Origin of the sequence: Viridibacterium curvum, assembly GCF_039544165.1 — a bacterium.
GTDB classification, from domain to species: Bacteria; Pseudomonadota; Gammaproteobacteria; order Burkholderiales; family Rhodocyclaceae; genus Viridibacterium; species Viridibacterium curvum.
Genome location: NZ_BAABLD010000001.1, coordinates 18,220 through 43,217, shown reverse-complemented (window position 1 = coordinate 43,217; position 24,998 = coordinate 18,220). Strand labels below are relative to the sequence as shown.

Genomic DNA, 24,998 nt, shown 5'->3' with positions numbered 1-24,998 from the left:
TGCGGGCTCAGAGCAAGGCCTTGCGCAGGCGGGATGAGAGGATGTCGATCACCGTCACGAAGGCGATGATGATGAGCATGACGGTAGTGGTCTGGGCGTACTGGAAGCTGCGGATCACTTCGTAGAGGATGACGCCGATGCCGCCCGCGCCGACCATGCCGACCACGGAGGCCGAGCGCACGTTCGACTCGAAGCGGTAGAGCGCGTACGACACCCACAGCGGCACGACCTGCGGGATGACGCCGTAGACGATCTCTTCGAGCGCATTGGCGCCGGTGGCACGAATGCCTTCGACGGGGCGCGGGTCGATGGACTCGACGGCTTCAGAAAACAGTTTGGCGAGAATGCCGGTGGTATGCACCCACAGGGCGAGCACGCCGGCGAACGGCCCGAGGCCGACGGCCACGATGAAGAGCATGGCGAAGACCATCTCGTTGATGGCGCGGGCGGCGTCCATGAGGCGGCGCACCGGTTGATGCACCCACCATGGCGTGATGTTGGACGAGCACAGCAGCCCGAAGGGAATGGCGCACACGACGGCCAGTGCCGTGCCCCACACGGCAATCTGCACGGTGACCAGCATCTCGCTGACGTAGATGCGCCACTCGCGGAAATCCGGCGGGAAGAAATCCTTCATGTAGGTGGCCATGTTGCCGGAGTCGGCAAACAGGGCCATGGGGCGCATGTCAGCGCCCTGCCACGATGCGGCCAGCACGGCGAAGAGCAGACCCCACACGATGAGGCTGGCCAGCGAGGCGCGCGGCGGCATGTTCTGCAGCGATGGCTGCGGGGCTGTGGGCGGTGCAGCGGGCGCGGCAAGCGTAGTGTTGGACATGATCGTGACCTGCGGACCGGCAATGGCCGGCACCTGGACGGTGCCGGCCCTGCTCAGCTACGCGATGAGTGGAATGCGACTGGCGGATTACTTCGCCGAGGCCAGCGAGGTGTTGAGCGCGGCGAGCTTCTTGTCGATCTCGGCGATGCGCGCTTCCTTGTCGGCGGCGGCGAGGTTGGCGTCGGCTTCGATCTTGAGCTTTTCCTTGGCGAGTTCGAGCTGGCGGATCGGCACGAGCTGGGTGTTGGAAGAGTTCTTGAAGAGGCCGTAGGTCAGCTTGTTGAGGCGCGCCATCTCCAGCTTGCCCTGGTCGTTGGTGGCGGTGCCGTAGGAGAGGAAGAACTCTTTCACCTTCTTCTTCATGTCGGCATTCAGATCGGCACGCCACACCATGGGGTCAGCGGGGATCAGCGGCGACTTCCAGATCACGCGGATGTTCTTCGCGATCTCGGGCGAGCGCTTTTCGACCTTGTCGAGCACTTCGGTGTTGTTGGTGGCGACGTCGACCTGCTTGCTGGCCACTGCCATCAGGTTGGCTTCGTGGTTGGCTGAGCGGGCGGTCTTGAAGGCGGTTTTCGGGTCGACCTTGTTGAGGGCGAACACGTAGTAACCCGGCACGGCCGTGCCCGAAGTGGAGTTGGGGTCACCGAGGCCGAAGTTGATGTTCTTGGCATTCTTCAGCACATCGTCGAGCGTCTTGTAGGGGCTGTCGATGTGGGTGATAAGCAGCGACCAGTAGCCCGGCGAGCCATCGGCATAGGTGGTCTGCGCGAAGACTTCGCCACCGGCGCGGTCCACCGCTTCCATGGCCGACTTGTTACCCATCCAGGCCACGTCGACCTTCTTGAAGCGCATGGCTTCGATGATGCCGGCGTAGTCGCTGGCGAAGTAGGCCTTCACCTTGTAGCCGGTCTTCTTCTCCATATCGTCGAGGATGGGCTGCCAGTCGGCCTTGAGGTTGGCGGCCGCTTCCGTGGAGATGATGCCGAAGTTGATTTCCTGCGCGTACGACAGCGTACAGCCCAGGGTCGCCAGCGCGGCGATGAGGAATTTGCGCAACATGGTTGGCTCCTATCAGTGAGTAATGCGGGTAAGTTCAGGCAGCCGCCTGGATGGCAACCGGCTCGGGGAAACGGGGCGTGGGTACGCCGCTGGTGAAGGCCACAGCCTCGGCTTCGCTGCTGTAGAGCTCCTGCAGGAAGGCGGTGTTGAGCGCAGCGGGCGAGCCATCGAAGACCACCTTGCCGTCGCGCATGGCGACAACGCGCTGGCAGTACTTGATGGCGACGTCGACCTGGTGCAGCGAGACCAGCACGGCGCAGCCGTGATCGCGATTGACGCGCGTGAGCATCTCCATGACCTTGCGCGATGACTCGGGATCCAGCGAGGCGATGGGTTCGTCTGCGAGCACCACCTTGGCGCCCTGCACCAATGCGCGAGCAATCGCGGCGCGCTGCTGCTGGCCGCCGGAGAGGGTTGATGCGCGCTGAAAGGCATAGTCGTCTATACCTACTTCGGCCAAGGCTTTCAGGCCAAGTGCGCGCTCTTCACGCGTGAACAATTTGAAGATCGAACGATGCGTGGGGATGCGATGCAGCTGGCCAGTCAGCACATTGGTCAGCAGGGTCAGGCGACCGACAAGGTTGAACTGCTGGAACACGAAGCCGATGTGCGAGCGCACGCGGCGCACGTTCTTCGCGATGCGGCCATTCTTCTGCACCAGCTCGCCCATGATGCGCACCTCGCCACTGCCGGCGTCCCCGGCGACGAAGCCCGACAGATGACGCAGAAGGGTGGACTTTCCCGACCCGGACGCCCCGATGAGGGCCACCATCTCGCCCGGCGCGAGCGTGAGGCTCACGTCATCGAGCGCTCGGCGCTTGCCGAAGGTCTTGCTGAGGCTGGTTACACTGATGGCCTGCATGGCGGCTCCCGGATTTCTGATTGGACCGGCGGGATGCTAGGCGCGGGGTGTTAAGGATTCGTTGCGGTTTGGTTGCGGGTTTGTGTTGGCGGCAGCGCTTGACCTTGACGCTGCGTCAAACCCCACAGTGCCGCTTGAGCACACGGAGAACGGCAAACGATGATCCTGATCGGCGAACTGGCAAGGCTTCTTGGCGTGACCAGCCGCACCCTGCGGCACTACGACCAGATCGGTCTGTTCCCGCCTGCGCAACTGCATCCGGACAATGGTTATCGTTATTACCGGCCCGAGCAGATTGCCTTGTTGGAGCGCATCGTGCAGCTGCGCCGTCTGGACGTACCGCTGGAGGCCATCAAGCGCTGTGTCACCGAGGGGCTGCTGGACGATGCAGAGAGCTTTGCCCGCTTCCTGCACGAACACCGCGAGGCCCTGCAGGGCGACCTCGCCAGCCGCATCCGTCTGCTCGACGAACTCAACCGCCTGATTGCCACCGTCGAGAAAGGAAGCCCCATGCAAGGCCCCACCCTGAAACCTGTCATCGTCGAACTGCCCGCCTTCGAGGTCATCGGCATGTCCGTCCTCTGCGAAGACCCCACACCCATCCCGGTCCTGTGGCAGAACTTCATCGTGCGCAGTCACGAAATCGTCCCCAAGGCCTACCCGCAGCGCGCCTACGGCGTTGGGGTGCCGGAGAGCGCCGAGCGCTTCCGCTACTACGCCAGCTGGGGCTCCGAACCTGGTACGCCCGTGCCCGAGGGCATGGAGCGCCTGGTGATCCCCGCCCAGCGCTACGCCCGCTTCACCCATGTCGGCCCGGCCATCGCCGTGGTCGAGACCTACCGCCAGATCTGGGAATCGCTGGAGCCGGTCTGGCAGCTGCGCCACCAGCTGGGGCCACAGTTCGAACTGCACGACGAGCGCTTCAAGGGCCCGCAGCACCCGCTGTCCGAGGTGGATATCCACATCCCCATCGCCTGATCGCGGTGGCCTGATCGCAGCGCGGGGGGCGGTACAATGGCGGCCTCCGCCTTCCCTGCTCCCGGCCCCCAATGCTGCAATCCTCCCGCCAGTTCGCCCTGCTCCTCGTGCTCAGCCTGTCGCTGGCCGCCTGCGGTTTTCACCTGCGTGGCCCGCAGGCCATGGCTTTCAAGACGATTCACCTGGGCATGAGCGAGTATTCCGACCTCGCCAACGACCTGCGGCGCCAACTGCGCACCACGGGCACGACCGAGGCTGTCAGCACGGCGTCCGATGCCGAGGTCAGGATGATCGTGGTCGCCGACAACCGAGAGAAGAACATTCTCTCGCTGAGCTCGGGCGGTACCGTGCGTGAATTCCAGCTCAAGCGGCAATTCCGCTTCCGCGTACTCGACAAGGCAGGCCGCGAAGTGATGTCGCTGGCCGAGATCGCCGTCACGCGTGACATCACCTACAACGACAACATCGCGCTGGCCAAGGAGCAGGAAGAACTCATCCTCCAGCGCGACATGCAAGCAGACCTCGTGCAGCAGATCATGCGGCGCCTCGCCGCCATCCGCATCGACCCGAACGCGCCAGCTCCGGCTGCATCGGCGCCGACCGCAGCCCCTGCCGCGCGCTGAGCGCACCGCCATGAACCTGCGCCCCGAGCAACTCGCCGCGCACCTCGAAGGCCAGCTGGCGCCGCTCTACGTGGTGCATGGCGACGAGCCGCTGCTGACCATCGAGGCCGGGGACACCATTCGTGCTGCGGCGCGCGCCAAGGGCGTCACCGAGCGCGAGGTGCTGATGGTGACCCAGCACTTCAAGTGGGAAGAATTCGGTCTCGCTGGCGGCAACATGTCGCTGTTCGGCGACCTCAAGCTCGTCGACCTGCGCATGCCCACCGGCAAGCCCGGGCGCAATGGCGGCGAATTCCTGACCCGCTTCGCCAGCGAACTCGACCCCCAGGGCGGCGTGATTACGCTGATCACCCTGCCGCTGATGGACTGGGCTGCGCGCAAGGCGAGCTGGTTCGTCGCGCTGACCGAAGCTGGCGTCACGGTAGAGTGCAACGCGCCCGATCTGGCGGGCTTGCCGCAGTGGATTGCCGGGCGGCTCGCGCGCCAGCAGCAGAGCGCCGAACGCGACGCCCTCGTGTTCATTGCCGAACACGTTGAAGGGAACCTGCTCGCCGCCCACCAGGAAATCCAGAAACTCGGCCTGCTCTACCCCGCCGGCAAGCTCGACACAGCCCAGGTTGAAGATGCCGTGCTGCACGTTGCGCGCTACGACACGGAAAAACTGCGCGTTGCTCTCGTCGAAGGCGACGCCGCCCGCTGCGCGCGCCTGCTCGAAGGCCTGCAGGGCGAAGGCGCTGCCGCACCACTGGTGCTGTGGGCGCTGGCCAACGAGATCCGCACGCTGGCCAACATCCGTGCGGCCATCGACGCCGGCCAGCCAATTGATTCTGCACTGAAGAACGAGCGCGTATTCGGCCCGCGCCAGCAGCCCTTCAAGCGCGCCGCCCAGCGCCTGCGTGGCGCCACGCTGCGGGCCGCGCTGATGCATGCCGCACGCATCGACCGCATGGCCAAGGGCCTCACCGATGGCGACGTGTGGGACGAATTCCTGCAACTGGCGCTGCGCCTGCGCGCCGCCTGATTGCCCCCTTTCGCCCATCGGAACCCATGGCAGGCCATTGGCATAAGCCCGCAGGCTTTCTGTTATTCTCGGCGGGCATCCGCACTTGCCCGCAGCCAAGGGCTGTACGCGGACCTGGTTCCCCTCCCCGTTCGCCACCCTGCCCGCTCTGCTCAGCCCAGACCATGCTGCATACGGCCAATCAGCTCAAGCGTCTCCTGCGCCTCCGGCACCCGCGAGTCTTCGCGGCCGCATTCCTTTGCGGGATGGGGCTATTTGCCCACAGCGCGCAGGCCGCCGAGACGCTGCGGGTCCTCAGCTGGCCGGGATACGTCGCTCCCGAAGCAGTGCGCGCCTTCGAGCTGCGCCACAAGGTCAGCGTCGAGCTGGTCGAAGTCACTTCTGACGAGGAGCTTTGGGAGCGCGCCAACCTCAGCGATGAACGCCATTTCGACGTGCTGGCCGTCAACACCGCCGAACTGCGGCGCTACATGGAGAAAAACCTGGTCCTGCCGCTGGACAGCAGCAACCTGCCCAACGTGCATCAACAGCTACGTCGCTTCCGCGCCGGCAACATCCCGGGCGTCGTGGCCGACGGCAAGACCTGGGCCCTGCCCTTCACCTACTCGGCCATGGGTCTCATCTACAACCGCAAGTTCGTCAAGGAAGCGCCTCGGTCAATGAGCGCCCTGTGGGACCCGCGCTACCAGCAGCGTATCGCCCTGCACAACAGCGGCAGCCATCACTTCAGCTTCACCGCGCTGAGTCTGGGTGTGCGCACGCCATTCAAGCTCGAAGGCGAGCAGTTCCGCAGCACATTCAACCGCCTTCTGTCGTTGCGCAACAACGAGCCACGCTTCTACGCCACCCCCGAAGACCTCGTCACGCTATTCCGTGACCACGACATCGCGCTGGCCTTCGCCAACTACGGCGACCAACAGGTGCGCCTGCTGCGCAAGGCTGGCTTCGATGTCGGCTACGTACTGCCCAGCGAAGGCGCCCTGGCCTGGCTGGACTGCTGGGCGGTGCTCAGCCACACCAGCGACAAATCTCTCGCCCACGCCTGGCTCAACCACATGCTCAGCAGCAATGTGGCGCAACACCTTACGGAGAACCAGGGCCTCTCCAACACCCTGCGCGAAGCCCAGTCCGGCCCACGGGCAGATCGCGACAAGCTGGTCTGGCTGGAACCCGTTGAAGCCCCGCTCAACCGCGCCCGCCAATGGGAGCGCTTCATGGCCGGTGCGCGCGGCGCTGTGCCGCGCCCGCAATCCGTACCGACCGCCGCGCCGGTTCAGTCCCCCCCAGCCGCCACGCCCTGATTGGCCGCTTTGGCCGAGGCTGAACGCCCCATGCCTCGCGGCAAACCCCACCAGGCTGCCAGGCCCATCGCCATGCAGCCCGCACCCAGCATCCACAGGGTGGCTCTCACGCCTTGCGCATCGGCCGTCATGCCCAGCGCAATCGTGCCCAGCGGCCCAGGCAAGATCGTCACGAAGCGCATGCTTGTCACCATGCGGCCCAGCAGGGCATCGGGCGTCACCGCCTGACGCAGGCTCAGGTAGTTGATGACGTAGATCGCCGCGCCACAATCGACCACAAAAAGCGCCGCCCCCGCCGCCAGATTGCTCCAGCGCCAGTCGGCCTGCGGCATGGCAAACGCGAGGTAACCCAGCGCCGCCACCAGCACCCCCAGCACCAGCGCATCGCGGATACCGCGCCTTTGCTCCAGCCAATGCGCCAAAGGCGCTCCGGCCAACCCGCCCAGCGCCCCCAGCGTGTTGATAAGCGCCACATCGCCGGCGCCCAGTCCAAGGTTGCGCGTCACATGCAGCACGTACAGCGCCTTGAACGCATCGTTGAGGATGATCCACACCGCCACCACGCCCACCAGGGCGCGCAGCACGCGGTTGTGCCACACCAGCATCAGGCCCTCGCGCATCTGTGCCAGCAGCGAGTCACCCGTCGCTGGCGCCAGCACTTCGCGATGCGCAATGCTGCCGACCAGCGCCGCCGAGCACACGAAGCTCAGCGCATCGAGACTCACCGCCATCGGCGCACCCAGCATGGCCACCAGCAAAGCCGCCAGCGCCGGGCCGATCACAAAGGCCACGGACGAGGCCACCGCCAGCCGGCTGTTTGCCATCACCAGCCGCTCGCGCCCCACCAGCTGTGTCACGAACACCTGCAGCGCCGAGCCGCCAATCGCCTCGGTCGTCGACACCATGAAGCCCACCACGGACAGCAAGGGCATGGACAGAAAGCCGAACCACGCCCCCAGCGGCACCAGCGCCAGCCCGACCGCCGAGAACAGATCGAACATCACCGCCAGACGACGCTTCGCGCTGCGGTCGATCCACACCCCGGCCGGTAAGCCCACGGTCACGAAAGGCAACAGCTGACAGGCAGCGAGGATGCCCATCTCGGTCGCACTTGCGTGCAGGTGCTGCACGGCCGTCAGCGGCAGCGCCATCTGCGACACCGCCGTACCCAGCACGGTCAGGAAGGTGGCGAGGAACAGGCGCATGAAGTCGCGGTCGCGCCACAGCGAATCGACGGGCACCGAAGCAGGAAGCAAGCGGGAAAGCAGGGACAGGCCGGACACGGGCAATCAGGGGCAAAAACGGGCGCACAGTCTGGCGACGCAGGCATGCAGGGTCAAGGGCTGCAATACCCCCGCACAAGCTTGCACGTAGAACGACGCCCCTCACCGACTTGGCCCTGCACCGCATCAATGCTCTAATTCCGGATTCCCCATCTGCTTCACGCGCCAGACCATGGACATCCAGCAATACATGCAGACCGTCGGCCAGAATGCCCGCAGCGCCTCGCGCGCCATGGCCTCCGCCTCCACTGCCGCCAAGAACACAGCCCTCAACACCATCGCCCGCCTCGTCCGCGAGCGCAGCACCGACCTGCTCGCCGCCAACGCGCGCGACCTCGAACAGGCCCGCGCCGACGGCCTCGAAGCCGCGATGATCGACCGCCTCACCCTCAGCGCCAAAGGGGTGGAGAGCATGGCGCAAGGCCTCGAGCAGATCGCTGCCCTGCCCGACCCCATCGGCGAAATCACCAACGTCAAGCGCCGCCCCAGCGGCATCCAGGTCGGCCACATGCGCGTGCCACTGGGCGTCATCGGCATCATCTACGAAGCCCGCCCCAACGTGACCGCCGACGCTGCCGGCCTGTGCATCAAGAGTGGTAACGCCACCATATTGAGAGGCGGCAAGGAAGCCCTGCACTGCAACCAGGCAATTGCCGCCTGCGTGCGTGACGGCCTCGCCGCCGCCGGCCTGCCCGCCACCGGCGTGCAGGTCATCGAGACCACCGACCGCGCCGCCGTTGGCGCGCTCATCACCATGCCCGAGTACGTCGACGTCATCGTGCCGCGCGGTGGCAAGGGCCTCATCGAACGCATCAGCCGCGAGGCGCGCGTGCCCGTCATCAAGCACCTCGACGGCAACTGCCACGTCTACATCGACGACGACGCCGATGCCGCCAAGGTGCTGCCCATCGTCGAGAACGCCAAGACCCAGCGCTACGGCACCTGCAATACCGCCGAGTCCCTGCTCGTCGCGCGCAGCGTCGCCCGGCGCTTCCTGCCCGACATCGGCCGCATGCTTGCCCGCAAGGAAAACGAGATGCACGCCTGCGCCGAATCGCTCGCCATCCTCAAGGCCGCCGACATTCCCGGCGCCAAGCTTGTAGAGGCCACCGAGCAGGACTGGTACGAGGAATACCTCGCCCCCATCCTCGCCATCAAGATCGTAGCCGGGCTGGATGAAGCCATCGCGCACATCAACAAGTACAGCTCGCAGCACACCGAAGCCATCATCAGCGAGAACTACACGAAGAGCATGCGCTTCCTGCGCGAGGTGGATTCCGCCTCCGTGATGATCAACGCCTCCACGCGCTTCGCCGACGGCTTCGAATACGGCCTCGGCGCCGAGATCGGCATCTCCACCGACAAGATCCACGCCCGCGGCCCCGTCGGCCTCGAAGGCCTCACGTCGCAGAAATGGATCGTCTTCGGCAACGGCGAGGTGCGTGCGTGAGCAACTACACGCTGGGCGTAGCGCTGCTACTTATCGGCATCGCCTTCTGCCTCGTCGCCTGGACCTTCTTCCGCCACAAGGAACACAAGTTCCTCACCTTCGCCCCCTTCAGCGAGGCACACCAGTACATGCGCCAACCAGGCGGCATCCTCTGGTGGACGGGGATGGCGCTGCTGGTGCTGGGGATTATCAATTGCTGGGCGGGGCGGTGAGGCTTGTCGTCCTGAGTGAATAGTTTCCGCCGGCTCCGCTATGACTAAATGGCTTCTCCTTGCGCTCACCGGCTTCGCCGTCTTTGCACTCCTGGAAACTACCGGGTGGCTTAAGCTCTTCAGCAAACAGCCCCCTGCAGAAACGGAAAAGCTCGTTGGATATGATGGATCTCACCTTTCGCCACCCAAGCGTGAAGAGCTTTCAAACCGGCAAAAAACAAAAGTAGCAAGCAACACGATCGCTTTTATCGTAATCACTGCAGTCGCGTTGGTAATCGCCACTCTCAAAGCGTTTTTCCCCTGACGCCCAACGCGCTACCCCGAGCCAATTAGGGTGGGCTCGGTGAGCCCACGCGCTGCGCTCAAGAGGTATTCCCGATGCCCCGTGCATTTGTATTCCTGATGCTGATGATGTGTAGCAGTAATGCATCTGCCTGCAAATGCGGAAATGCCAGCCTGGACGCCATGTATGAAAGAGCAGCATCCGTCGCATACGTCCAGGTGACATCGGCTGAGTTGATGCCTGGCGAGCAAGAAGATGTTCGTGTCTCGTACAAAGTGCTTGAAGCGTTCAAGCCCCAGGCCTCCGGCAAAACCGGCATCGTGTTCGAAGACACCTCCAACTGCAGCGTTCACATGCTGCCTGGCTACACCTACATCCTTTTCATTGATGATCGCAACCGGACATCACGTTGTGAGGGTAGTGAAATGGCTCTTGAGATCAGCCAGCCCGCACAGAAGTCCCTTGCCCGTCTGAGAGCAATCCGGGACAAGCGCAAGTAACACTCAGCGCGTCGAGCGGAGAGAGACCTCCACCCTACCCAGCCGAGGAGCCATCATGAACATCAACGCAGAAATCATCACCGTCCGCCCCGAAGTCGCCGTCGAGACGCTGCAGAAACTGCCCAACTACGTAGGCATCTCTGCAATGACGGCCGGCGCGACGGGCATCTCGATGAACGTCGTCGTGATTCCCGCTGCCGCCAAAGCGCAACCGCACTACCACGACGGATTCGAGACGGCGATCTACATCCTCAAGGGTGAAGTGCAGACGTTCTACGGCGAGAACCTGTCGAAATCCTGCATCAACCGCGAAGGCGACTTCCTGTTCATCCCGGCCGGCGTGCCGCATCAGCCGGTGAACCTCAGCAACAGCGAGGCCGCGATTGCGCTGGTGGCCCGCAATGACGCGAACGAGCAGGAAAGCGTGCGCGCGTACATTCCGGACGCACAGCAGGCCGGCTGAGCATGGAGCAAGCCATCGTCGGCTTCCATCTCGACGAGGAACAACACTGGGTCGCCGAGCTCGCCTGCGGCCACAACCAGCACGTGCGCCACAACCCGCCCTGGACAAACCGCCCTTGGGTGATCACCGAAGCAGGCCGCACAGCGACGCTGGGCCGTTTACTGAACTGTCGCAAGTGCGATGAAGGCGCGCCACGCGACATGCCGGCCGTGTAGGGCCGACTTCAGTCGGTCAGCAAAGTCTTGCGTGCGACTGAAGTCGCACCTACAGCTCAAGCGCCAGATTGCCAACGACTCAATCAGCGGTGCGCCATGCCCTCTACGCCACCTTCATCCCTGCCAACGCCGGATTCGCTTGCGGCGGTTCCAGCTTCATGCCCTGCAAGGCCTCCAGCACCAGCTCGGCAACCATCAGGTTGCGATGCGTTTTAGAGTTGGCAGGCACCACATACCAGGGCGCGTGTGCTTCGCTCGTCGCCGATAACGCTTCGGCATAGACGCACTGATAGTCGTCCCAGGCTTTGCGCTCCACGAGATCGGCAGGGTCGAACTTCCAGTGCTTTGCAGGATCGGCAAGGCGCTCTTCGAGGCGCGCTTTCTGTTCGTCCTTGCTGATGTGCAGGAAGCATTTGAGGATGGCTGTGCCCCGATCCGCCAGCAACTGCTCGAAGTGACGGATGTGCGCGAGGCGACGCTCGGCCTCTGCGTCGTCGATCCAGCCCTTCACCCGGGTGATGAGCACGTCTTCGTAATGGCTGCGGTTGAAGATGGCGATCTCGCCCGCAGCAGGTACGTGGCGATGCACGCGCCACAGGAAATCGTGCTCGCGCTCCTCCTGCGTCGGCGCCTTGAAGCTGACGACGCGCACGCCCTGCGGATTGATGCCCGAGAACACGCTGCGCACAGTGCCGTCCTTGCCGCTGGTGTCCATGCCCTGCAGCACGATGAGCAGGCTGCGTTGGCGCGTCGCGTAGAGGCGTTCCTGCACCGCGCCGATCTGCTCGGAGAGCTCGGCAATGCGTGCCTTGTCAGTCGCCTTGTCGCCCTGGCTGAACGGTTTGGCGGAAGGGTCGAAGCTGCTAAGTGCCAGTGAATGGCCGTGGGCTATGCGCCAGGATGACAGACGTGTCATTGAAGTACCTCCTTGATCTGCCTGAACAGATTCGAGGACGGATTGTAGGGCCGACTTCGGCTGACCTGACCACAGTGGTGTGCGACTGAAGTCGCACCGACAGATCGGAGGCGAGTCAACCGTTCAGCGAGTCATGCAGGGCAACGTATTCCTGCGTGAGCTTGTGCTTCGCATCGAGGTGGATCATGGGCCTGGCGAGCTGGTGCGATTCGCGTATGCGTACGGAGGCCGAGAGGTAGTTGGCGAGAATGGGCAGGCCTTCATCCTTGAGTTCCTGCACGATGCGCTGGGGCAGACTGGCGCGTGGCTGGAACTGGTTCACGACGATGCCTTCGACGTGCAGGTTGTCGTTGTGGTCGCTGCGGATTTCTTCAACGTTTTCGAGGAGGGCGTAGAGCGCGCGGCGCGAGAAGTCGTCGCAGTCGAAGGGGATCAGGCAGCTGTCGGCGGCGATGAGGGCCGAGCGCGTGTAGAAGTTGAGTGCGGGCGGCGTGTCGATGTAGACGTAGTCGAACGCTTCGCTCAGTTCTTCGAGGGCCTCGCGCAGCTTGAAGATCTTGTACCGCGATTCGAGCTTGCCCATCAGCTCTTCGAGTCTTGGAGACGAGGCCATGAGCGACAGCTGCGCGAAAGGCGTCTGCTGCACGTAGTCACTGGCTGGCGCATGCTCGAAGCGCACGGACAGGGTCTGCTCAAACAACTCGGCAACGGTGTTGCTGCCTTCGGGCGCGGCATGGCCCAGCAGGTAGTGGGTGGAATTGCCTTGCGGGTCGAGGTCGACCAGCAAGGTGCGCTTGCCTTGCGAGGCGGCAATCGCGGCGAGGTTGCAGGCGATGGTCGATTTGCCGACGCCGCCCTTCTGGTTGAACACGACGCGCTTCATGGCATGACTCCCGTTCGTGACTTTGCTGCATTGTGCCAAAAATCACACCACCTCCGCGGCTGGCGCGCCATGGCGCGTGCTGCATTGCATCCCGAGACCCATCCACTCTTGCGAAATTGTTAATTTTATTGTTTTTATGGTTTTCGTTAAATAGTTCCACGCCGCGCAAATTGTCGGCCCCTACAGTGCGCACATCGACATGCTCGATCAGGAGCTATCACCATGTTTGCACTCAGGAATTTCAGTCGCACCTGCTACAGCGCCCTGCTTGGCCTTGGCATTGTTCTGACCGCCAGCCTGCATCCCGCCACAGCGGCCCTGCTGGCACAGGACGACTTCAACTATGGCACAGGCGCCCTGAGCGGCCAGAACGGCGGCAGCGGCTGGGCCGGCAGCTGGATTGCCTCGGCCAACGCTTCGGTCGTGGATCCGCTCGTTGACCTTTCCGGCAATCGGGCCTTGGCAATCAGCGGCAACAACAACAGCGCAGCATGGCGCTCGCTGGCAACGGCCTACGCTGGCAGCGAAGTGTTCGTGTCCTTCGAGATGCAGCTGGCCAGCGGCACGCTCAACAACAACGATTTCGTATCGCTGTGGTTCGACAACGTGACCACGGGCAGCCATACCAACACACCACAGCTTGGCATCAAGGCCAACGGCAGCGGCGTCAATGATGTGTTCGTGCGCACGCGTGGCACGGCCGGCAGCTTTGCCGCCGGCAGTAACGTCACCGCCGGACAGACCTTCACCCTGGTGGGGCGCCTGAGCAAATCCGGCAGCGGAAACTATGATCGCTTCGATCTCTGGTTCAACCCGGACGCCGCCACAGCGGGTGCAGCGGATGCCAGCTTTACCGGCAACTCCGGCCTTTCGTCGCTGCAATGGCTGGGCCTGCGCAGCGCCAACCTGGATGCTGGCGACACGGTGCTGATCGACCGTCTGCGCATCGGTACGACCTGGGCCGACGTCAGCCCGGTGCCGGAACCCGCAGCCCCCCTGCTGGCGGGCTGCGGACTGCTGCTTTTCATGTGCCTGCGCCGCACACGCTGGATGCGCTAAAGCCGGAAATGCCGCCCGAAAACCTTCGGCGTCCGGGATCCGTGGGGGAGATCGTAACCAGTACAATGCGCGCTCCGGGCTTCGTCCCGCTCTCGGAACCCCCGCGCACCATGTCGATCCCCTTCGCGATCCGTTTCCTGTTGCCTTGCTGCCTCGCGCTCGTTTTCACGCCGCTGCAAGCCGCACAACAGCTGACTTTCGGCGGTTTTTCATATCACTTCGAGCGCGACCTCGGCCACAACGAAGTCAATCCGGGCATTGGCTACGAACGTGACTACGACGAGAAGCTGTCGTGGAGCGTCGGCGTGTTCAAGAACAGCCTGCGCCGCGCGGCTTTCTTCGGCACGGCCAACTACGCCCTGTGGCAACCCGCCGACGGCGTGCGCATCGGCGTCACGGCTGGCCTGTCAACCGGCTATCACCACGCCGCCGTCGTACCCCTGGTGATGCCCTTCGCGGAGTGGCGTATCCAGCGCTTCGGCGTCCAGGCTTATGTTGTGCCCACCGTGAAACCTTATGTCGATGGCGCTGTCGTGTTGCAGTTCAAGTGGCGAATCGATTAGCCTCAACACGAAACCTGTACGATCGCCAAAGCCTGAAGTCCCCTGAGACCTCCACGGAGTCCCCGATGCGCACGCTATTCGCTGCCATCCTGTTTGCCCTGTCATCGCTATCCCTGCATGCGCAACCCGTGCAGCTGACGCCTGCCCAGACGGCCTGGCTCAACACGCAGATGCGCAAGGCTGACGAAGCCTTCGTCAAGACCGTTGCCGACATCGCGCAGGTCAAGCGCGCGGTTGTGGACAACGCGCGCCCTGCCCCCAGCCGTATCACCAACCCGGCCGAGCGCGTGATCGCCAGCCTCGAACTGACGACAGGCAAGCCACTCAGCGACGAGCAGAAATCCGCCATCCGCGCTGCGGACGTTGATCGCCAGAAGGCCAAGTCGCAAGCCGTGCTTGACGCACGCAAGCACTGAGGCCGCTGGCCTCTGACGCCTTGACCGAAGACGAGTTCTTCGACGCGCTGGAAAAGCGCGTTCCCCGTATCCGGCTCACGCAATGCCTCATTGCGTGCTGTGTCGTGGTCTTCGCGCTGGAACAATGGAAAGCCGGCTGGGTCTGGAGCCTGCCTTCGCCGGTTCTGCTGCAGTTCGGCGGTGTGTCCGGCCTCAAGGTGCAGGAGGGCGAGGTCTGGCGTCTGCTGACCGCGATCTTCGCGCATGGCAGCCTGCTGCATATCGGTCTCAACATGCTGTCGCTGTGGCAGGCCGGCCTGTTCATCGAACGCATCTACGGCCGCTGCGGCATGCTGGTGCTCTACTTCGGCAGCGGTTTGCTGGGCAGCCTCGCCAGCATCTGGTGGAAGGCGCAAACGCTCAGCGTGGGCGCCTCGGGCGCCATCTTCGGCCTCTACGGCGCCCTGCTCGTATGGCTACTGCAGAACCGCCAACGCATGCCCGGCAGCCTGTTCAACCCCATGCGCAGCACCCTGATCGTCTTCATGGGCTATTCGCTGTTCGCCGGCTTCACGCTGGAAGGCATCGATAACGCCGCCCACATCGGGGGGCTGCTGGCTGGCGTACTGATGGCGCTCAGTGTGCAACGCCCCATCGCTGGCATCGCCCGTTCGCCGTGGCGGCAGAAGCGCTTCTGGCTTGGTACGCTGGCCCTGCTGTGCTGTGCGACCTTCCTGTGGGTTCGTGCGCCGAAAACAGCCATCACCTGGCAACGCAAAGTCGAGTTCGCCGAGATCACCCAGAGCCTCGCACTGCACGACGCGGTGCTGAACCAGCAACTTCAGGCTGTGCTGCAAGGTTTGCGGCAACGCCAGTTGATGCCGATGGATGCTGCAGAACTACTGGAGACACGCGTCATCCCGGCTTGGCAGCAACAGATCGAGCGCCTCGGCAGCGAAGAGGTCAATGAAGCCGATCGCGAACGTCATCATGCCCTGCTGCGCTATACCACGCTGCGCCTGCAGGGACTGCAGATGCTCGCCGAGGGGCTGCGCAGCGGCCGCCAGAGCCTGTTGCAACAGGCAGAGCAGCATCTCATCGAAGCGCAAAGCGCCCTGATCGAGGCCCGCGCCGCGCAGAACGGTCCGTCGCGTGCGCCCTAGCCGCCCGGTCCGCGCGTGGCCGGCTCCCGGACCTGTCCTGCTATAATTCGCCCTTTTTTCTCAGGCAGTTATGCAGGTTTTCAGGGGCATCCCCCGCTTCGGCAACCAGCCCTGTGTGCTGACCATCGGCAACTTCGATGGTGTGCACCTTGGCCACCAGGCTTTGCTCGCAAGGCTGCGCCTGCGCGCGGCCATGCTCGGCCTGCCCGCGACAGTCATGACCTTCGAGCCGCTGCCGCGCGAATTCTTCGCACCTGACGATGCGCCTCCCCGCCTCACCAGCCTGCGCCGCAAGCTCGACCTGCTCGCCAAACAGAGCGTTGACCGCGTTCATGTCCAGGCCTTCAACAGGCAATTCGCCTCGCTCACCGCGCGCGAATTCATCGAGAAGATCCTCGTGCAAGGCCTGCGCGTCCGCCACCTGATGATTGGTGATGACTTCCGCTTCGGCAAGGGCCGCGAAGGCGACTTCGCGATGCTGCAGCAGGCAGGCCGCGAGTTCGGCTTTGAGGTCGAATCTCTCGACACCGTGGATTTCGGCGGCGAACGTGTCTCCAGCTCCGCTGTGCGCGAAGCCATGCTCGCCGGCGACATGGTTCACGCCAACATGCTGCTCGGCGCGCCGTTCGAAGTCGTCGGCCGCGTCATGCACGGCGACAAGATCGGCCGCACCATCGGCTTTCCCACCGCCAATATCCAGCTACGCCAGACCACGATGCCCTTGAGTGGCATTTTCGCGGTCACCGTCGACGGAGGACCCCTGCGCCATGCCCCTGGCGCATGCAGTATTGGGGTCAGGCCCACGATCGGTGACAGGCTGGCGCTGCGACTCGAAGTCTTCGTCCTCGACTTCGCTGGCGACCTCTATCACCAGCGGCTCTCCGTGCGCTTCTGGCGCAAGATCCGCGACGAAGCGAAGTACGACTCGCTGGACGCACTGAAATCGGCAATCGATGAAGATTGCAATCAGGTCCGCAGATACTTCGCCAGCGAACAGACATTCTGAAAGATTGAACCGAGAACACCATGGCTGACTACAAACCGACCCTGAACATGCCCGATACCGCGTTCCCGATGCGCGGTGATTTGCCCAAGCGCGAACCCGGCTGGGTGCAGCAATGGCAACAGAAGAAGCTGTACGAAAAGATCCGCAAGGCGTCGCGTGGCCGTCCGCAGTTCATCCTGCACGACGGCCCGCCCTATGCCAACGGCAACATCCACATCGGCCACGCGCTGAACAAGATCCTCAAGGACATCATCGTCCGCTCGAAGACGCTCGCCGGTTTCGACGCGCCCTACGTGCCAGGCTGGGACTGCCACGGCCTGCCGATCGAACACAAGGTCGAAGTCACGCACGGCAAGCACCTGCCCGCCGACAAGGTGCGCGAGCTGTGCCGCGCCTACGCTGCCGAGCAGATCGACGGTCAGCGCAAGGACTTCATCCGCCTCGGCGTGCTCGGTGACTGGAACAATCCGTATCGCACCATGGACTTCGGCAACGAGGCCGGCGAAATCCGCTCGCTCGCCAAGATGGTGAAGAACGGCTGGGTGTTCAAGGGCCTCAAGCCGGTGAACTGGTGCTTCGATTGCGGCTCCGCGCTGGCTGAAGCCGAGGTGGAATACGAAGACAAGAAGTCGGATGCCATCGACGTGGCCTTCGCCTGCGCACAGCCCGAGCAGCTCGCCGTCGCATTCCAGCTCGATTCGCTACCCAAGCCCGGCTACGCCGTCATCTGGACGACGACCCCTTGGACCATCCCGGCCAATCAGGCGCTCAACATCCATCCGGAGCTGGAGTACGCGCTCGTCGATGTGGGCGACAAGCTGCTGGTGCTGGCGGCCGACCTGGTTGAATCTTGCTTGAAGCGTTACGGCCTGCAGGGCGAAGTGATCGGCAAGGCCGAAGGCGCGCGCCTCGCCAGCATCGAGTTCAAGCATCCGTTCTACGACCGCATCTCGCCCGTCTATCTCGCCGAGTACGTCGGTGTCGACGCCGGTACCGGCATCGTGCACTGCGCACCGGCCTATGGTGTTGACGACTTCAACATCTGGCGCGCGAACGGCCGCGGCTTCGACGAGATCCTCAATCCCGTGCAGGGTTCGGGCGTCTATGTTCCCAGCCTCGAATTCTTCGGCGGCCAGTTCATCTGGAAGGCCAACCCGAACATCGTCGAGAAACTGCGCGAAGTCGGTGCCTTGCTCAAGCATGAGTCCATCTCGCACAGCTACATGCACTGCTGGCGCCACAAGACGCCGCTGATCTACCGCGCCACCGCGCAGTGGTTCGTCGGCATGGACACGCGTCCCGACAATACGAGCTCGCTGCGCGAGCGCGCGCTGCAGGCTGTCGAAGACACGGCCTTCTTCCCCGCCTGGGGCAAGCCGCGCCTGCACGCCATGCTCGCCAACCGGCCCGACTGGTGCATCTCGCGCCAGCGCAACTGGGGCGTGCCTATCCCCTTCTTCCTGCACAAGGAGACGGGTGAGCTGCATCCGCGCACCGCCGAGCTGATGGAAGAGGTGGCCAAGCGCGTCGAGAAAGCCGGCATCGAAGCCTGGTTCTCGCTGGATGCGGCCGAGCTGCTCGGCGCCGAAGCGGCGCAGTACGACAAGATCAGCGACACGCTGGACGTGTGGTTCGACTCCGGCACCACGCACGACCACGTCATGCGCGGCTCACACGCTGCCGACCATGCCTTCCCGGCCGATCTCTACCTCGAAGGCTCGGACCAGCATCGCGGCTGGTTCCACTCGTCCTTGCTCACCGGTTGCACCATCGATGGCCGCGCGCCCTACAAGGCCCTGCTCACACACGGCTTCGTCGTCGACGGCCAGGGCCGCAAGATGAGCAAATCGCTCGGCAACACCGTGGTGCCGCAGGAAGTGTCGGACAAGCTGGGGTCCGAAATCCTGCGCCTCTGGGCCGCCTCGACCGACTACTCGGGCGAAGTGTCGATCAGCAAGGAAATCCTCGATCGCGTTGTTGAAGGCTATCGCCGCGTGCGCAACACCTTGAGATTCCTGCTCGCCAACACGGCCGACTTCGATTTCGATGCGGACAAGGTGAAGCCCGAAGAGTGCTTCGACATCGACCGCTACGCGCTGTGGCTCACTACCCAGCTCAACACGGCGTGCCAGGCGGACTATGGCACCTACGAGTTCCACAAGGTCGTGCAGCGCCTGCAGGTTTTCTGCTCCGAAGATCTCGGTGCCTTCTACCTCGACATCCTCAAGGATCGTCTCTACACCAGCGCACCGAAGTCTGTTGCACGCCGTTCGGCGCAGACCACGCTGTACTACATCACGCACACCCTTGTGCGCCTGATGGCGCCCATCCTGTCCTTCACGGCGGAAGAAGCCTGGCAGGTCATCACTGGCCGGGACGACGACAGCGTGATGCTGCACCAGTGGTTCGACGCAGCAGAAGCAACGGCTGCCGTCACGGCAGGTTACGCAACCGACGATTACGCGGCTGACGCAAGCCGTTGGGAACTGATCCGCACCGTGCGTGCCGATGTGGCGAAGCAGATCGAAGCCGTGCGTACCGAAGGCAAGGTCGGCTCCTCACTGCAGGCCGAAGTCGAAGTACGCGCCAGCGGCGACAAGTACCGTGCGCTGACATCGCTGGGCGACGACCTGCGTTTCGTCTTCATCACTTCGCAAGCCAGGGTGACGGAATCGTCCGACGAAGGCATTTCGGTGACACCCAGTGCGCACACCAAGTGCGCGCGCTGCTGGCACTACCGCGCCGACGTGGGCCGCAATGCAGCGCACCCCGAGCTGTGTGGTCGCTGCGATGACAACCTGCACGGCGCAGGGGAAGCACGGAGTCGCGCATGAGTCGCCGTTTCGGCTTGTGGTTGGGCGTCATCCTGCTGGTGATGGCGCTCGACCAGCTCACCAAGCTGTGGGCCTTGCAGACATTCGCGTTTGAAGGTGATGGCTTCCCGGTCACCAGCTTCTTCAACCTCGTGCTGCGTTACAACCCGGGCGCCGCGTTCAGCTTCCTCGCCGATCACTCGGGCTGGCAACGCTGGTTCTTCACCGCACTGGCTTTCGGCGTGAGCGCCTGGTTGCTGACGATGATCCACCGCCACCAGAATGAACGCCTGCAGCCGCTGGCCTTCTCGCTGGTCGTCGGTGGCGCCATTGGCAACGTCATCGACCGTATCGCCTACGGCAAGGTCGTCGACTTCCTCGACTTCCATGTCGCCGGCCACCACTGGCCTGCATTCAACATTGCTGATTCGGCGATCTGCGTAGGCGTTGCGCTCATGCTGATCGCCCAGTTCCGCGAATCGCGTGACAACTCGCACAAACAGGTTTCATCATGAGCATTCACGCCAACAGCCTCGTCACTCTCAATTTCCGTGTCACGCATCCCGCGACCGGCATGACCCTGATCTCGACCTTCGAGGCGACGCCGGCCACCATGCAGCTCGGTGCCGGTGAGCTGAGCCCGGCGCTCGAAGCGCGCCTGATCGGCCTTGGCCCGGGTGCGCGCGAAACCTTTCACTTCGGCCCCGGCGAAGCCTTCGGCAGCTACAGCGAGCAGCTCGTCGAGAAGGTCGCACGCCAGCACATTCCGCCCACGCTGTATCTTGAGGTCGACACGGTCTATTCTTTCCCGGCACCTGACGGTAGCACCTACCCCGGCCTGGTGCGCGAGCTGACCGATGAATACGCCCTCATCGACTTCAACCACCCGATGGCTGGCAAGGCTGTCGATGTCGACGTTGAAATCATCGGCGTCATCTAACTGCCGAGAGGAGACAGGAGTTAGGAGTGAGGAGTAAACCACCACACAGCCACCGCTCCTCACTCCTCACTCCTTACTCCTCACTGTGTGAATGAAATGAACACCGAAATCCTTCTCGCCAATCCGCGCGGCTTCTGTGCAGGCGTCGAGCGCGCCATCGGCATCGTCGAGCGCGCGCTGGCCATCCACGGCGCGCCGATCTACGTGCGTCACGAAGTGGTGCACAACAAGTTCGTCGTCGAAGACCTGCGCAACAAGGGCGCGGTGTTCATTGAAGACCTCGCCGACGTACCCGCCGGCTCCACGCTGATCTTTTCGGCCCACGGTGTGCCGCAAGCCGTGCGTCGCGAAGCCGAGGCGCTGGGCCTGCGCGTGTTCGACGCAACCTGCCCGCTGGTGACCAAGGTGCACGTCGAAGTCGGCAAGATGCGCGCACAAGGCCGCGAGATCATCATGATCGGCCACAAGGGGCATCCGGAAGCCGAGGGCACCATGGGGCAGTCCGAAGGAGGCATGTATCTCGTCGAGACCGTCGGCGATGTCGAAGCGCTGCAGGTTACCAATCCCGAGCTGCTCGCCTACGTGACGCAAACTACGCTGTCGGTCGATGATGCACAGGTCGTCGTCGATGCGCTCAAGACGAAGTTTCCCAGCATCGTTGGCCCGAAGAAAGACGACATCTGCTACGCAACGCAGAATCGCCAGGATGCCGTGAAGTTCATGGCGCCGCAGGTCGATGCCGTGATCGTTGTCGGCTCGAAGAACAGCTCGAACAGCAATCGTCTGCGTGAAGTCGCTGCGGCTCGCAACATTCCCGCCTGGCTCGTCGACAACGCCGCCGGCATTGACCCCGCGTGGCTGGAAGGCAAGAAGCGCATCGGCGTAACGGCCGGCGCGTCGGCGCCAGAAGTGCTGGTGAATGACGTGATCGCGCGCATTCGCGAACTCGGTGCAAAGACAGTTCGCACGCTGGAAGGCGTCACCGAAAATGTGACCTTCCCGCTCCCCAAGGAGCTGCAGGAGGCGCGGGAATAACCCTTGCACTGGTCAACAAAAAACGGTCCGCAATGCGGACCGTTTTTTGTTGTCGGTCGAACCGCCGCCTCAAGCAGCCTTGCGACGACGGCTGGCATGCAGACCTGCCAGGCCAAGGCCCAGCAGCGCTAGCGTACCCGGTTCCGGCACGGCGCCATCAAGCGGCTCGCCGAGCCAGTCAATGACGTTCTGTGCGAAAGCGATGTTGTTGTAACTGTTGATGTAACTGTTGTCGTTCCAGTTACTGTCGGCAATCACCAGCGCCTCACCAGCACCCACTTTGTACAGGCCAGCCATGTTGTTGCTGAACAGCATTTGCACGCCGCCCGCAGCGGCAATGACTTGGCTGCCGCAGATGTTCTGCACCTGGCCCACGCCATCAGTGAGGCTGTTGCTGACCAGCGCGCTACCCACGGACCACGAGCAATCGGAGGTCGTCATGGCGCCACCAACAACACTCATGATCGAACTGTTCCAGGCATTCCACGAGCTGTTTTCGCCGATCAGCACGACCTTGTGGCCTTCGGAAATATAAGCCGTCAGCGCGCTCACTTCGGACGCGGACAGGGATCCGTACAGCTCCTGGTTGACCCACACGGCACCGTATAGATCAAGCTGGCTAAGGTTGGAGAAGCTCGCTGTGGTCGTCAGCGTGTGCTGTGCGGTCATCATCGACGTGAAGGTGCTCCATGCAGAGCCGCCCAGAGAATTGGTCGTGTAAGACCCCTGGCCGCCTTGATGAAGCACCGGCACTGCTTGTGCAGCGCCGAGGGTCAGCCCCAGCGTTGCGGCGAGAATTGCCTTCTTGAACATTGTTGTAACTCCTTGTTGTTGTGAGTGCTGCACCAGCGTTACGCAGGAATCGGGCCACAACAAAAAGTCGTTGAATTTCAAATATCCACAAATATCGATGCCGTAACGTTGTTAACGGGGCCGACACTCTCGCTGGAACTATTTCACGCTCGCACTGGCCACCGGCTGCAATGCAGAAGGTGGCCGCCACATGACAAAGCCCGCCGTAGCGGGCTCTGACGATGACGCAGGCAGGACTACTTGGCGGCACCCGTGCCGGAATTGTTGTACTCCGCCAGACGGCGATCCCCCGAGCTTCCATAGGTCGCCTTCTGCGAGCTGCTCCAGTCCGCCCACGGCGCCGTGGAACGGATGTGAGCACCCAGGGTAGCGTCGCGGATGATGGTCTGGCCCGTGGTGGAACCATGCTGCGGCCACTGACGGCCGAGGTACACCGTGTTGCTGCCCCCGGTGGTGGTGAAGGAGCCACCAACAAACAGGAAGCCCTTCTTGCCCGCCTCGGTACTCGGCGCCGTGATGAAACCGGCACTGGTACGCGAGTTGTTGTAGCGGATCTCGCAGCTCTCGAAGACAGCCGTCGCATCACCGAAAATGAAATCGACATCGCCTTCGATGTAGCTGTTGCGGATATAGGCACGCGTGCCTGAACCATGCAGCCACAGCGTGTCCTGGTTGCCGATGAGGCGCACCGTGTCGAGCACCAGCTGGTCACCACCGTTTTTCAGCAGCGCCACGGCCTGATGCTGGCTGCCGCTGGCGGTTTCACCGTAGGTGTTCTTGATCGTGAGGTTCTTGATCTGCAGGCTGCTTGCGTAGGTCACGACTGTCGCCGTGCAGTTGGTCTGGATGGTGCTGCGCGTCGTGCAATCATTGTAGTAACTCTGCACGGCGCTGGCGGCGGCAGAGCCGTAGTTGCTGCTGTTGCCGACCATGGACTTGTAGGCCGAGCCAGTCTGCGCGTAGTACGCACCGAGCTGCAGCACCACACCCGTCTGGCTGTCGCCATAAATGGTCAGTGGCACGCCAGACGGCACCACCACCAGCCCGGTGTAGGTTCCTGCCTTGATCTGGATGTATTTGCGCGTCGAGCCCCCCGCTTTGATAGCCGCATTCACAGCGGCCTGCACAGTGGTGTAAGTGCAGCTGGAGCACACTACATAGTTGCCCGCAGTGGTACCTACGCTGCCAGGCGCCCAACTGCCAAGAAAGGTGGACTTGGTGTAGCTCGCAGCCTCGGAGCTGGATAGCAACGGCCGTGTCGCTGTCGAGGTAGCTGCCTGTGCGCCCGCTGCAGACAGAACCGCCAGTAGCAACGTCATTTGACGCAGAGTCTGTTGAATGTTCATGTGGTCTCCTGTGTTCTTGTTTGTGGATACGGAACGCATGATGGAAATCCGGGCTAGCAATCTTCCATCGGTTGTTACCGGTACCATTCAAGCACGGCACGAACCAGAAGTCTTGCTGCAACACCGCAAGCCGCGGGAATCTGTCACTTGCTGGATGAGTCGTGCAAAGAAAACGGGGGCTTGCAGCCCCCGTCAGGTGAAGTCGTTATGGCAGGCCTCCAGCGCCTGCCGACAGGACTCAGGGCTGCGGTACTGTCCCCGTGACCCGCACTTCGGAAATGGAAGGCTGCCCTGCTGATGACGAAGTCATCACGATCCGGATCGCACTGGTCAGTAGTGGATAGGCCGCATTGTTGAACAGCACTGGCGAATCCGCGAGGCCGTACCCCACCTGCAATGGCGTCCATACGCTACCACTGAGGTATTCGAGTCGGTATCCACGGATGCGGTTGCCATACTCGATCACTTCCAGCTTTTCGAGATTGAAGGGCTTCGGGCTCTGAATCATCAGCCAGCTACCGGCCGTCGAATTGCTGGCTTCCCAGCGGGTATCCAGCGAACCGTCCAGCGCCTTGCCGGCACCACGATTCACGCCGGACTGCGTCGAAGCCGAAGCCGTCAGACCGGTGAGTGCACCAAGCGTAGTCACCGAGTACGCGCAGCGCGCCACGCCCATCGAGAGATAGCCGCGGCAGACATGTGATGAAGTCGCCACCGTTTTCGAGAACCAGCAGGTGTATTCAAAGCAGCTGTCGGTAATGACGTAACGCGTCCCCGTAAAGCTGCAGGTGCCGCCCTGGCCGGCACATTCCACATAGCCGGATGTCAGCGGCGGCAAAGTCGCCGGCCGCTGGCTGCTGCTGGACGATGACGACTGCGCCAATGCCCCATTCGACATGCCGAACGCACACACAACCCACAAAATCGCTGCCCACACCCCCGAACGCTTGCGCATCTTGCTGCTCCAAATAATTTTTG

At 63.1% G+C, this 24,998-nt stretch carries 28 protein-coding genes; 19 read left to right on the top strand and 9 right to left on the bottom strand.

The genetic code is table 11. The features are described 5' to 3' along the window. Positions 1–7: 7 nt before the first annotated feature. The 3 genes from phnE to phnC form a co-directional block, all read right to left on the bottom strand. Positions 8–835 (bottom strand): phosphonate ABC transporter, permease protein PhnE, encoded by an 828-nt coding sequence (phnE, locus tag ABEA02_RS00200; RefSeq protein WP_345530799.1) that lies wholly within the window; start codon positions 833–835, stop codon positions 8–10. A gap of 87 nt (positions 836–922) precedes the next feature. Further along, the gene (gene phnD / locus ABEA02_RS00195) at positions 923–1,897 is read right to left on the bottom strand and encodes a phosphonate ABC transporter substrate-binding protein (protein WP_345530798.1); all 975 of its coding nucleotides are present in this window, start codon (positions 1,895–1,897) and stop codon (positions 923–925) included. Positions 1,898–1,931: 34 nt separating this feature from the next. Beyond that, positions 1,932–2,759 carry a phosphonate ABC transporter ATP-binding protein gene (gene phnC, locus ABEA02_RS00190; RefSeq protein WP_345530797.1) on the bottom strand — a complete coding sequence of 276 codons (828 nt, stop codon included), beginning with the start codon at positions 2,757–2,759 and terminating at the stop codon, positions 1,932–1,934. Between the two features lie 159 nt (positions 2,760–2,918). On the opposite strand from phnC, the gene ABEA02_RS00185 reads away from it, so the two are divergent. The 4 genes from ABEA02_RS00185 to ABEA02_RS00170 all read left to right on the top strand — a co-directional run bounded on the left by ABEA02_RS00185 (position 2,919) and on the right by ABEA02_RS00170 (position 6,682). Next, positions 2,919–3,737: an effector binding domain-containing protein gene (locus ABEA02_RS00185; RefSeq protein WP_345530796.1), complete on the top strand. Its 819-nt coding sequence runs from the start codon at positions 2,919–2,921 to the stop codon at positions 3,735–3,737. Between the two features lie 71 nt (positions 3,738–3,808). Further along, positions 3,809–4,360, top strand: coding sequence for an LPS-assembly lipoprotein LptE (locus ABEA02_RS00180; protein WP_345530795.1), 552 nt, complete (start codon positions 3,809–3,811; stop codon positions 4,358–4,360). 10 nt (positions 4,361–4,370) lie between these two features. Continuing rightward, entirely contained in the window at positions 4,371–5,381 is a 1,011-nt protein-coding gene (gene holA, locus ABEA02_RS00175) for a DNA polymerase III subunit delta (RefSeq protein ID WP_345530794.1), read from the top strand. Positions 5,382–5,626: 245 nt separating this feature from the next. After that, a complete protein-coding gene (locus ABEA02_RS00170) occupies positions 5,627–6,682 on the top strand; it encodes an extracellular solute-binding protein (protein WP_345530793.1) in 1,056 nt (351 codons plus the stop codon). On the opposite strand, the gene ABEA02_RS00165 is transcribed toward ABEA02_RS00170, so the two are convergent. Beyond that, positions 6,655–7,965 (bottom strand): MFS transporter, encoded by a 1,311-nt coding sequence (locus tag ABEA02_RS00165; protein ID WP_345530792.1) that lies wholly within the window; start codon positions 7,963–7,965, stop codon positions 6,655–6,657. The two genes, ABEA02_RS00170 and ABEA02_RS00165, sit on opposite strands and share 28 nt — an antisense overlap. A gap of 172 nt (positions 7,966–8,137) precedes the next feature. Between ABEA02_RS00165 and ABEA02_RS00160 the strand changes: the two genes are divergently transcribed. The 6 genes from ABEA02_RS00160 (at position 8,138) to ABEA02_RS00135 (ending at position 11,088) form a co-directional block, all read left to right on the top strand. After that, a complete protein-coding gene (locus ABEA02_RS00160; protein ID WP_345530791.1) occupies positions 8,138–9,415 on the top strand; it encodes a glutamate-5-semialdehyde dehydrogenase in 1,278 nt (425 codons plus the stop codon). Continuing rightward, a complete protein-coding gene (locus ABEA02_RS00155) occupies positions 9,412–9,627 on the top strand; it encodes a hypothetical protein (protein WP_345530790.1) in 216 nt (71 codons plus the stop codon). The genes ABEA02_RS00160 and ABEA02_RS00155 overlap by 4 nt, the downstream gene beginning before the upstream one ends. Positions 9,628–9,667: 40 nt before the next feature. Next, the gene (locus ABEA02_RS00150) at positions 9,668–9,931 is read left to right on the top strand and encodes a hypothetical protein (RefSeq protein ID WP_345530789.1); all 264 of its coding nucleotides are present in this window, start codon (positions 9,668–9,670) and stop codon (positions 9,929–9,931) included. A 74-nt stretch (positions 9,932–10,005) separates the two neighbouring features. After that, on the top strand, positions 10,006–10,410 hold the full coding sequence (locus tag ABEA02_RS00145) for a hypothetical protein (RefSeq protein ID WP_345530788.1): 405 nt from the start codon (positions 10,006–10,008) through the stop codon (positions 10,408–10,410). A 55-nt stretch (positions 10,411–10,465) separates the two neighbouring features. Further along, on the top strand, positions 10,466–10,873 hold the full coding sequence (locus ABEA02_RS00140) for a cupin domain-containing protein (RefSeq protein ID WP_345530787.1): 408 nt from the start codon (positions 10,466–10,468) through the stop codon (positions 10,871–10,873). Positions 10,874–10,875: 2 nt separating this feature from the next. Further along, complete coding sequence (locus tag ABEA02_RS00135; RefSeq protein ID WP_345530786.1) at positions 10,876–11,088, top strand: DUF3565 domain-containing protein; 213 nt, start codon at positions 10,876–10,878, stop codon at positions 11,086–11,088. 103 nt (positions 11,089–11,191) lie between these two features. Here ABEA02_RS00135 and ABEA02_RS00130 read toward each other — a convergent pair whose 3' ends face one another. Together ABEA02_RS00130 and ABEA02_RS00125 are read right to left on the bottom strand one after the other, a co-directional pair. Then, positions 11,192–12,004 (bottom strand): polyphosphate kinase 2 family protein, encoded by an 813-nt coding sequence (locus ABEA02_RS00130; protein WP_345530785.1) that lies wholly within the window; start codon positions 12,002–12,004, stop codon positions 11,192–11,194. A gap of 115 nt (positions 12,005–12,119) precedes the next feature. Continuing rightward, complete coding sequence (locus ABEA02_RS00125) at positions 12,120–12,887, bottom strand: ParA family protein (RefSeq protein WP_345530784.1); 768 nt, start codon at positions 12,885–12,887, stop codon at positions 12,120–12,122. A 222-nt stretch (positions 12,888–13,109) separates the two neighbouring features. Between ABEA02_RS00125 and ABEA02_RS00120 the strand changes: the two genes are divergently transcribed. The 9 genes from ABEA02_RS00120 (at position 13,110) to ispH (ending at position 21,861) form a co-directional block, all read left to right on the top strand. Further along, a complete protein-coding gene (locus tag ABEA02_RS00120; RefSeq protein ID WP_345530783.1) occupies positions 13,110–13,946 on the top strand; it encodes a hypothetical protein in 837 nt (278 codons plus the stop codon). Between the two features lie 110 nt (positions 13,947–14,056). Then, the gene (locus tag ABEA02_RS00115) at positions 14,057–14,509 is read left to right on the top strand and encodes a hypothetical protein (protein ID WP_345530782.1); all 453 of its coding nucleotides are present in this window, start codon (positions 14,057–14,059) and stop codon (positions 14,507–14,509) included. 65 nt (positions 14,510–14,574) lie between these two features. Continuing rightward, positions 14,575–14,925, top strand: coding sequence for a hypothetical protein (locus ABEA02_RS00110; RefSeq protein WP_345530781.1), 351 nt, complete (start codon positions 14,575–14,577; stop codon positions 14,923–14,925). A gap of 20 nt (positions 14,926–14,945) precedes the next feature. After that, positions 14,946–16,067 carry a rhomboid family intramembrane serine protease gene (locus ABEA02_RS00105; protein WP_345530780.1) on the top strand — a complete coding sequence of 374 codons (1,122 nt, stop codon included), beginning with the start codon at positions 14,946–14,948 and terminating at the stop codon, positions 16,065–16,067. Between the two features lie 70 nt (positions 16,068–16,137). Next, positions 16,138–17,073 (top strand): bifunctional riboflavin kinase/FAD synthetase, encoded by a 936-nt coding sequence (locus ABEA02_RS00100; RefSeq protein ID WP_345530779.1) that lies wholly within the window; start codon positions 16,138–16,140, stop codon positions 17,071–17,073. A gap of 20 nt (positions 17,074–17,093) precedes the next feature. Next, positions 17,094–19,907, top strand: coding sequence for an isoleucine--tRNA ligase (gene ileS / locus ABEA02_RS00095; protein WP_345530778.1), 2,814 nt, complete (start codon positions 17,094–17,096; stop codon positions 19,905–19,907). Then, positions 19,904–20,401 carry a signal peptidase II gene (lspA, locus tag ABEA02_RS00090; RefSeq protein WP_345530777.1) on the top strand — a complete coding sequence of 166 codons (498 nt, stop codon included), beginning with the start codon at positions 19,904–19,906 and terminating at the stop codon, positions 20,399–20,401. The genes ileS and lspA overlap by 4 nt, the downstream gene beginning before the upstream one ends. Continuing rightward, positions 20,398–20,826 carry an FKBP-type peptidyl-prolyl cis-trans isomerase gene (locus ABEA02_RS00085; RefSeq protein WP_345530776.1) on the top strand — a complete coding sequence of 143 codons (429 nt, stop codon included), beginning with the start codon at positions 20,398–20,400 and terminating at the stop codon, positions 20,824–20,826. Before lspA ends, ABEA02_RS00085 begins: the two co-directional genes overlap by 4 nt. Positions 20,827–20,922: 96 nt before the next feature. Beyond that, positions 20,923–21,861: a 4-hydroxy-3-methylbut-2-enyl diphosphate reductase gene (ispH, locus tag ABEA02_RS00080; protein ID WP_345530775.1), complete on the top strand. Its 939-nt coding sequence runs from the start codon at positions 20,923–20,925 to the stop codon at positions 21,859–21,861. A 69-nt stretch (positions 21,862–21,930) separates the two neighbouring features. On the opposite strand, the gene ABEA02_RS00075 is transcribed toward ispH, so the two are convergent. From ABEA02_RS00075 to ABEA02_RS00065, 3 genes are all read right to left on the bottom strand, one after another. Next, complete coding sequence (locus tag ABEA02_RS00075; RefSeq protein ID WP_345530774.1) at positions 21,931–22,674, bottom strand: PEP-CTERM sorting domain-containing protein; 744 nt, start codon at positions 22,672–22,674, stop codon at positions 21,931–21,933. 236 nt (positions 22,675–22,910) lie between these two features. Then, a complete protein-coding gene (locus ABEA02_RS00070) occupies positions 22,911–24,020 on the bottom strand; it encodes a pectinesterase family protein (protein WP_345530773.1) in 1,110 nt (369 codons plus the stop codon). Between the two features lie 238 nt (positions 24,021–24,258). Further along, positions 24,259–24,975, bottom strand: a complete 717-nt coding sequence (locus tag ABEA02_RS00065) for a discoidin domain-containing protein (RefSeq protein ID WP_345530772.1) — start codon at positions 24,973–24,975, stop codon at positions 24,259–24,261. Positions 24,976–24,998 lie beyond the last annotated feature (23 nt).

What these genes read in the sequence shown, in the direction of transcription:
- phnE (WP_345530799.1), bottom strand. Translation starts at nt 835, where the DNA reads ATGTCCAACACTACGCTTGCCGCGCCCGCTGCACCGCCCACAGCCCCG.
- phnD (WP_345530798.1), bottom strand. Translation starts at nt 1,897, where the DNA reads ATGTTGCGCAAATTCCTCATCGCCGCGCTGGCGACCCTGGGCTGTACG.
- phnC (WP_345530797.1), bottom strand. Translation starts at nt 2,759, where the DNA reads ATGCAGGCCATCAGTGTAACCAGCCTCAGCAAGACCTTCGGCAAGCGC.
- ABEA02_RS00185 (WP_345530796.1), top strand. Translation starts at nt 2,919, where the DNA reads ATGATCCTGATCGGCGAACTGGCAAGGCTTCTTGGCGTGACCAGCCGC.
- ABEA02_RS00180 (WP_345530795.1), top strand. Translation starts at nt 3,809, where the DNA reads ATGCTGCAATCCTCCCGCCAGTTCGCCCTGCTCCTCGTGCTCAGCCTG.
- holA (WP_345530794.1), top strand. Translation starts at nt 4,371, where the DNA reads ATGAACCTGCGCCCCGAGCAACTCGCCGCGCACCTCGAAGGCCAGCTG.
- ABEA02_RS00170 (WP_345530793.1), top strand. Translation starts at nt 5,627, where the DNA reads ATGGGGCTATTTGCCCACAGCGCGCAGGCCGCCGAGACGCTGCGGGTC.
- ABEA02_RS00160 (WP_345530791.1), top strand. Translation starts at nt 8,138, where the DNA reads ATGGACATCCAGCAATACATGCAGACCGTCGGCCAGAATGCCCGCAGC.
- ABEA02_RS00150 (WP_345530789.1), top strand. Translation starts at nt 9,668, where the DNA reads ATGACTAAATGGCTTCTCCTTGCGCTCACCGGCTTCGCCGTCTTTGCA.
- ABEA02_RS00145 (WP_345530788.1), top strand. Translation starts at nt 10,006, where the DNA reads ATGCCCCGTGCATTTGTATTCCTGATGCTGATGATGTGTAGCAGTAAT.
- ABEA02_RS00140 (WP_345530787.1), top strand. Translation starts at nt 10,466, where the DNA reads ATGAACATCAACGCAGAAATCATCACCGTCCGCCCCGAAGTCGCCGTC.
- ABEA02_RS00135 (WP_345530786.1), top strand. Translation starts at nt 10,876, where the DNA reads ATGGAGCAAGCCATCGTCGGCTTCCATCTCGACGAGGAACAACACTGG.
- ABEA02_RS00130 (WP_345530785.1), bottom strand. Translation starts at nt 12,004, where the DNA reads ATGACACGTCTGTCATCCTGGCGCATAGCCCACGGCCATTCACTGGCA.
- ABEA02_RS00125 (WP_345530784.1), bottom strand. Translation starts at nt 12,887, where the DNA reads ATGAAGCGCGTCGTGTTCAACCAGAAGGGCGGCGTCGGCAAATCGACC.
- ABEA02_RS00120 (WP_345530783.1), top strand. Translation starts at nt 13,110, where the DNA reads ATGTTTGCACTCAGGAATTTCAGTCGCACCTGCTACAGCGCCCTGCTT.
- ABEA02_RS00115 (WP_345530782.1), top strand. Translation starts at nt 14,057, where the DNA reads ATGTCGATCCCCTTCGCGATCCGTTTCCTGTTGCCTTGCTGCCTCGCG.
- ABEA02_RS00110 (WP_345530781.1), top strand. Translation starts at nt 14,575, where the DNA reads ATGCGCACGCTATTCGCTGCCATCCTGTTTGCCCTGTCATCGCTATCC.
- ABEA02_RS00100 (WP_345530779.1), top strand. Translation starts at nt 16,138, where the DNA reads ATGCAGGTTTTCAGGGGCATCCCCCGCTTCGGCAACCAGCCCTGTGTG.
- ileS (WP_345530778.1), top strand. Translation starts at nt 17,094, where the DNA reads ATGGCTGACTACAAACCGACCCTGAACATGCCCGATACCGCGTTCCCG.
- lspA (WP_345530777.1), top strand. Translation starts at nt 19,904, where the DNA reads ATGAGTCGCCGTTTCGGCTTGTGGTTGGGCGTCATCCTGCTGGTGATG.
- ABEA02_RS00085 (WP_345530776.1), top strand. Translation starts at nt 20,398, where the DNA reads ATGAGCATTCACGCCAACAGCCTCGTCACTCTCAATTTCCGTGTCACG.
- ispH (WP_345530775.1), top strand. Translation starts at nt 20,923, where the DNA reads ATGAACACCGAAATCCTTCTCGCCAATCCGCGCGGCTTCTGTGCAGGC.
- ABEA02_RS00075 (WP_345530774.1), bottom strand. Translation starts at nt 22,674, where the DNA reads ATGTTCAAGAAGGCAATTCTCGCCGCAACGCTGGGGCTGACCCTCGGC.
- ABEA02_RS00070 (WP_345530773.1), bottom strand. Translation starts at nt 24,020, where the DNA reads ATGAACATTCAACAGACTCTGCGTCAAATGACGTTGCTACTGGCGGTT.
- ABEA02_RS00065 (WP_345530772.1), bottom strand. Translation starts at nt 24,975, where the DNA reads ATGCGCAAGCGTTCGGGGGTGTGGGCAGCGATTTTGTGGGTTGTGTGT.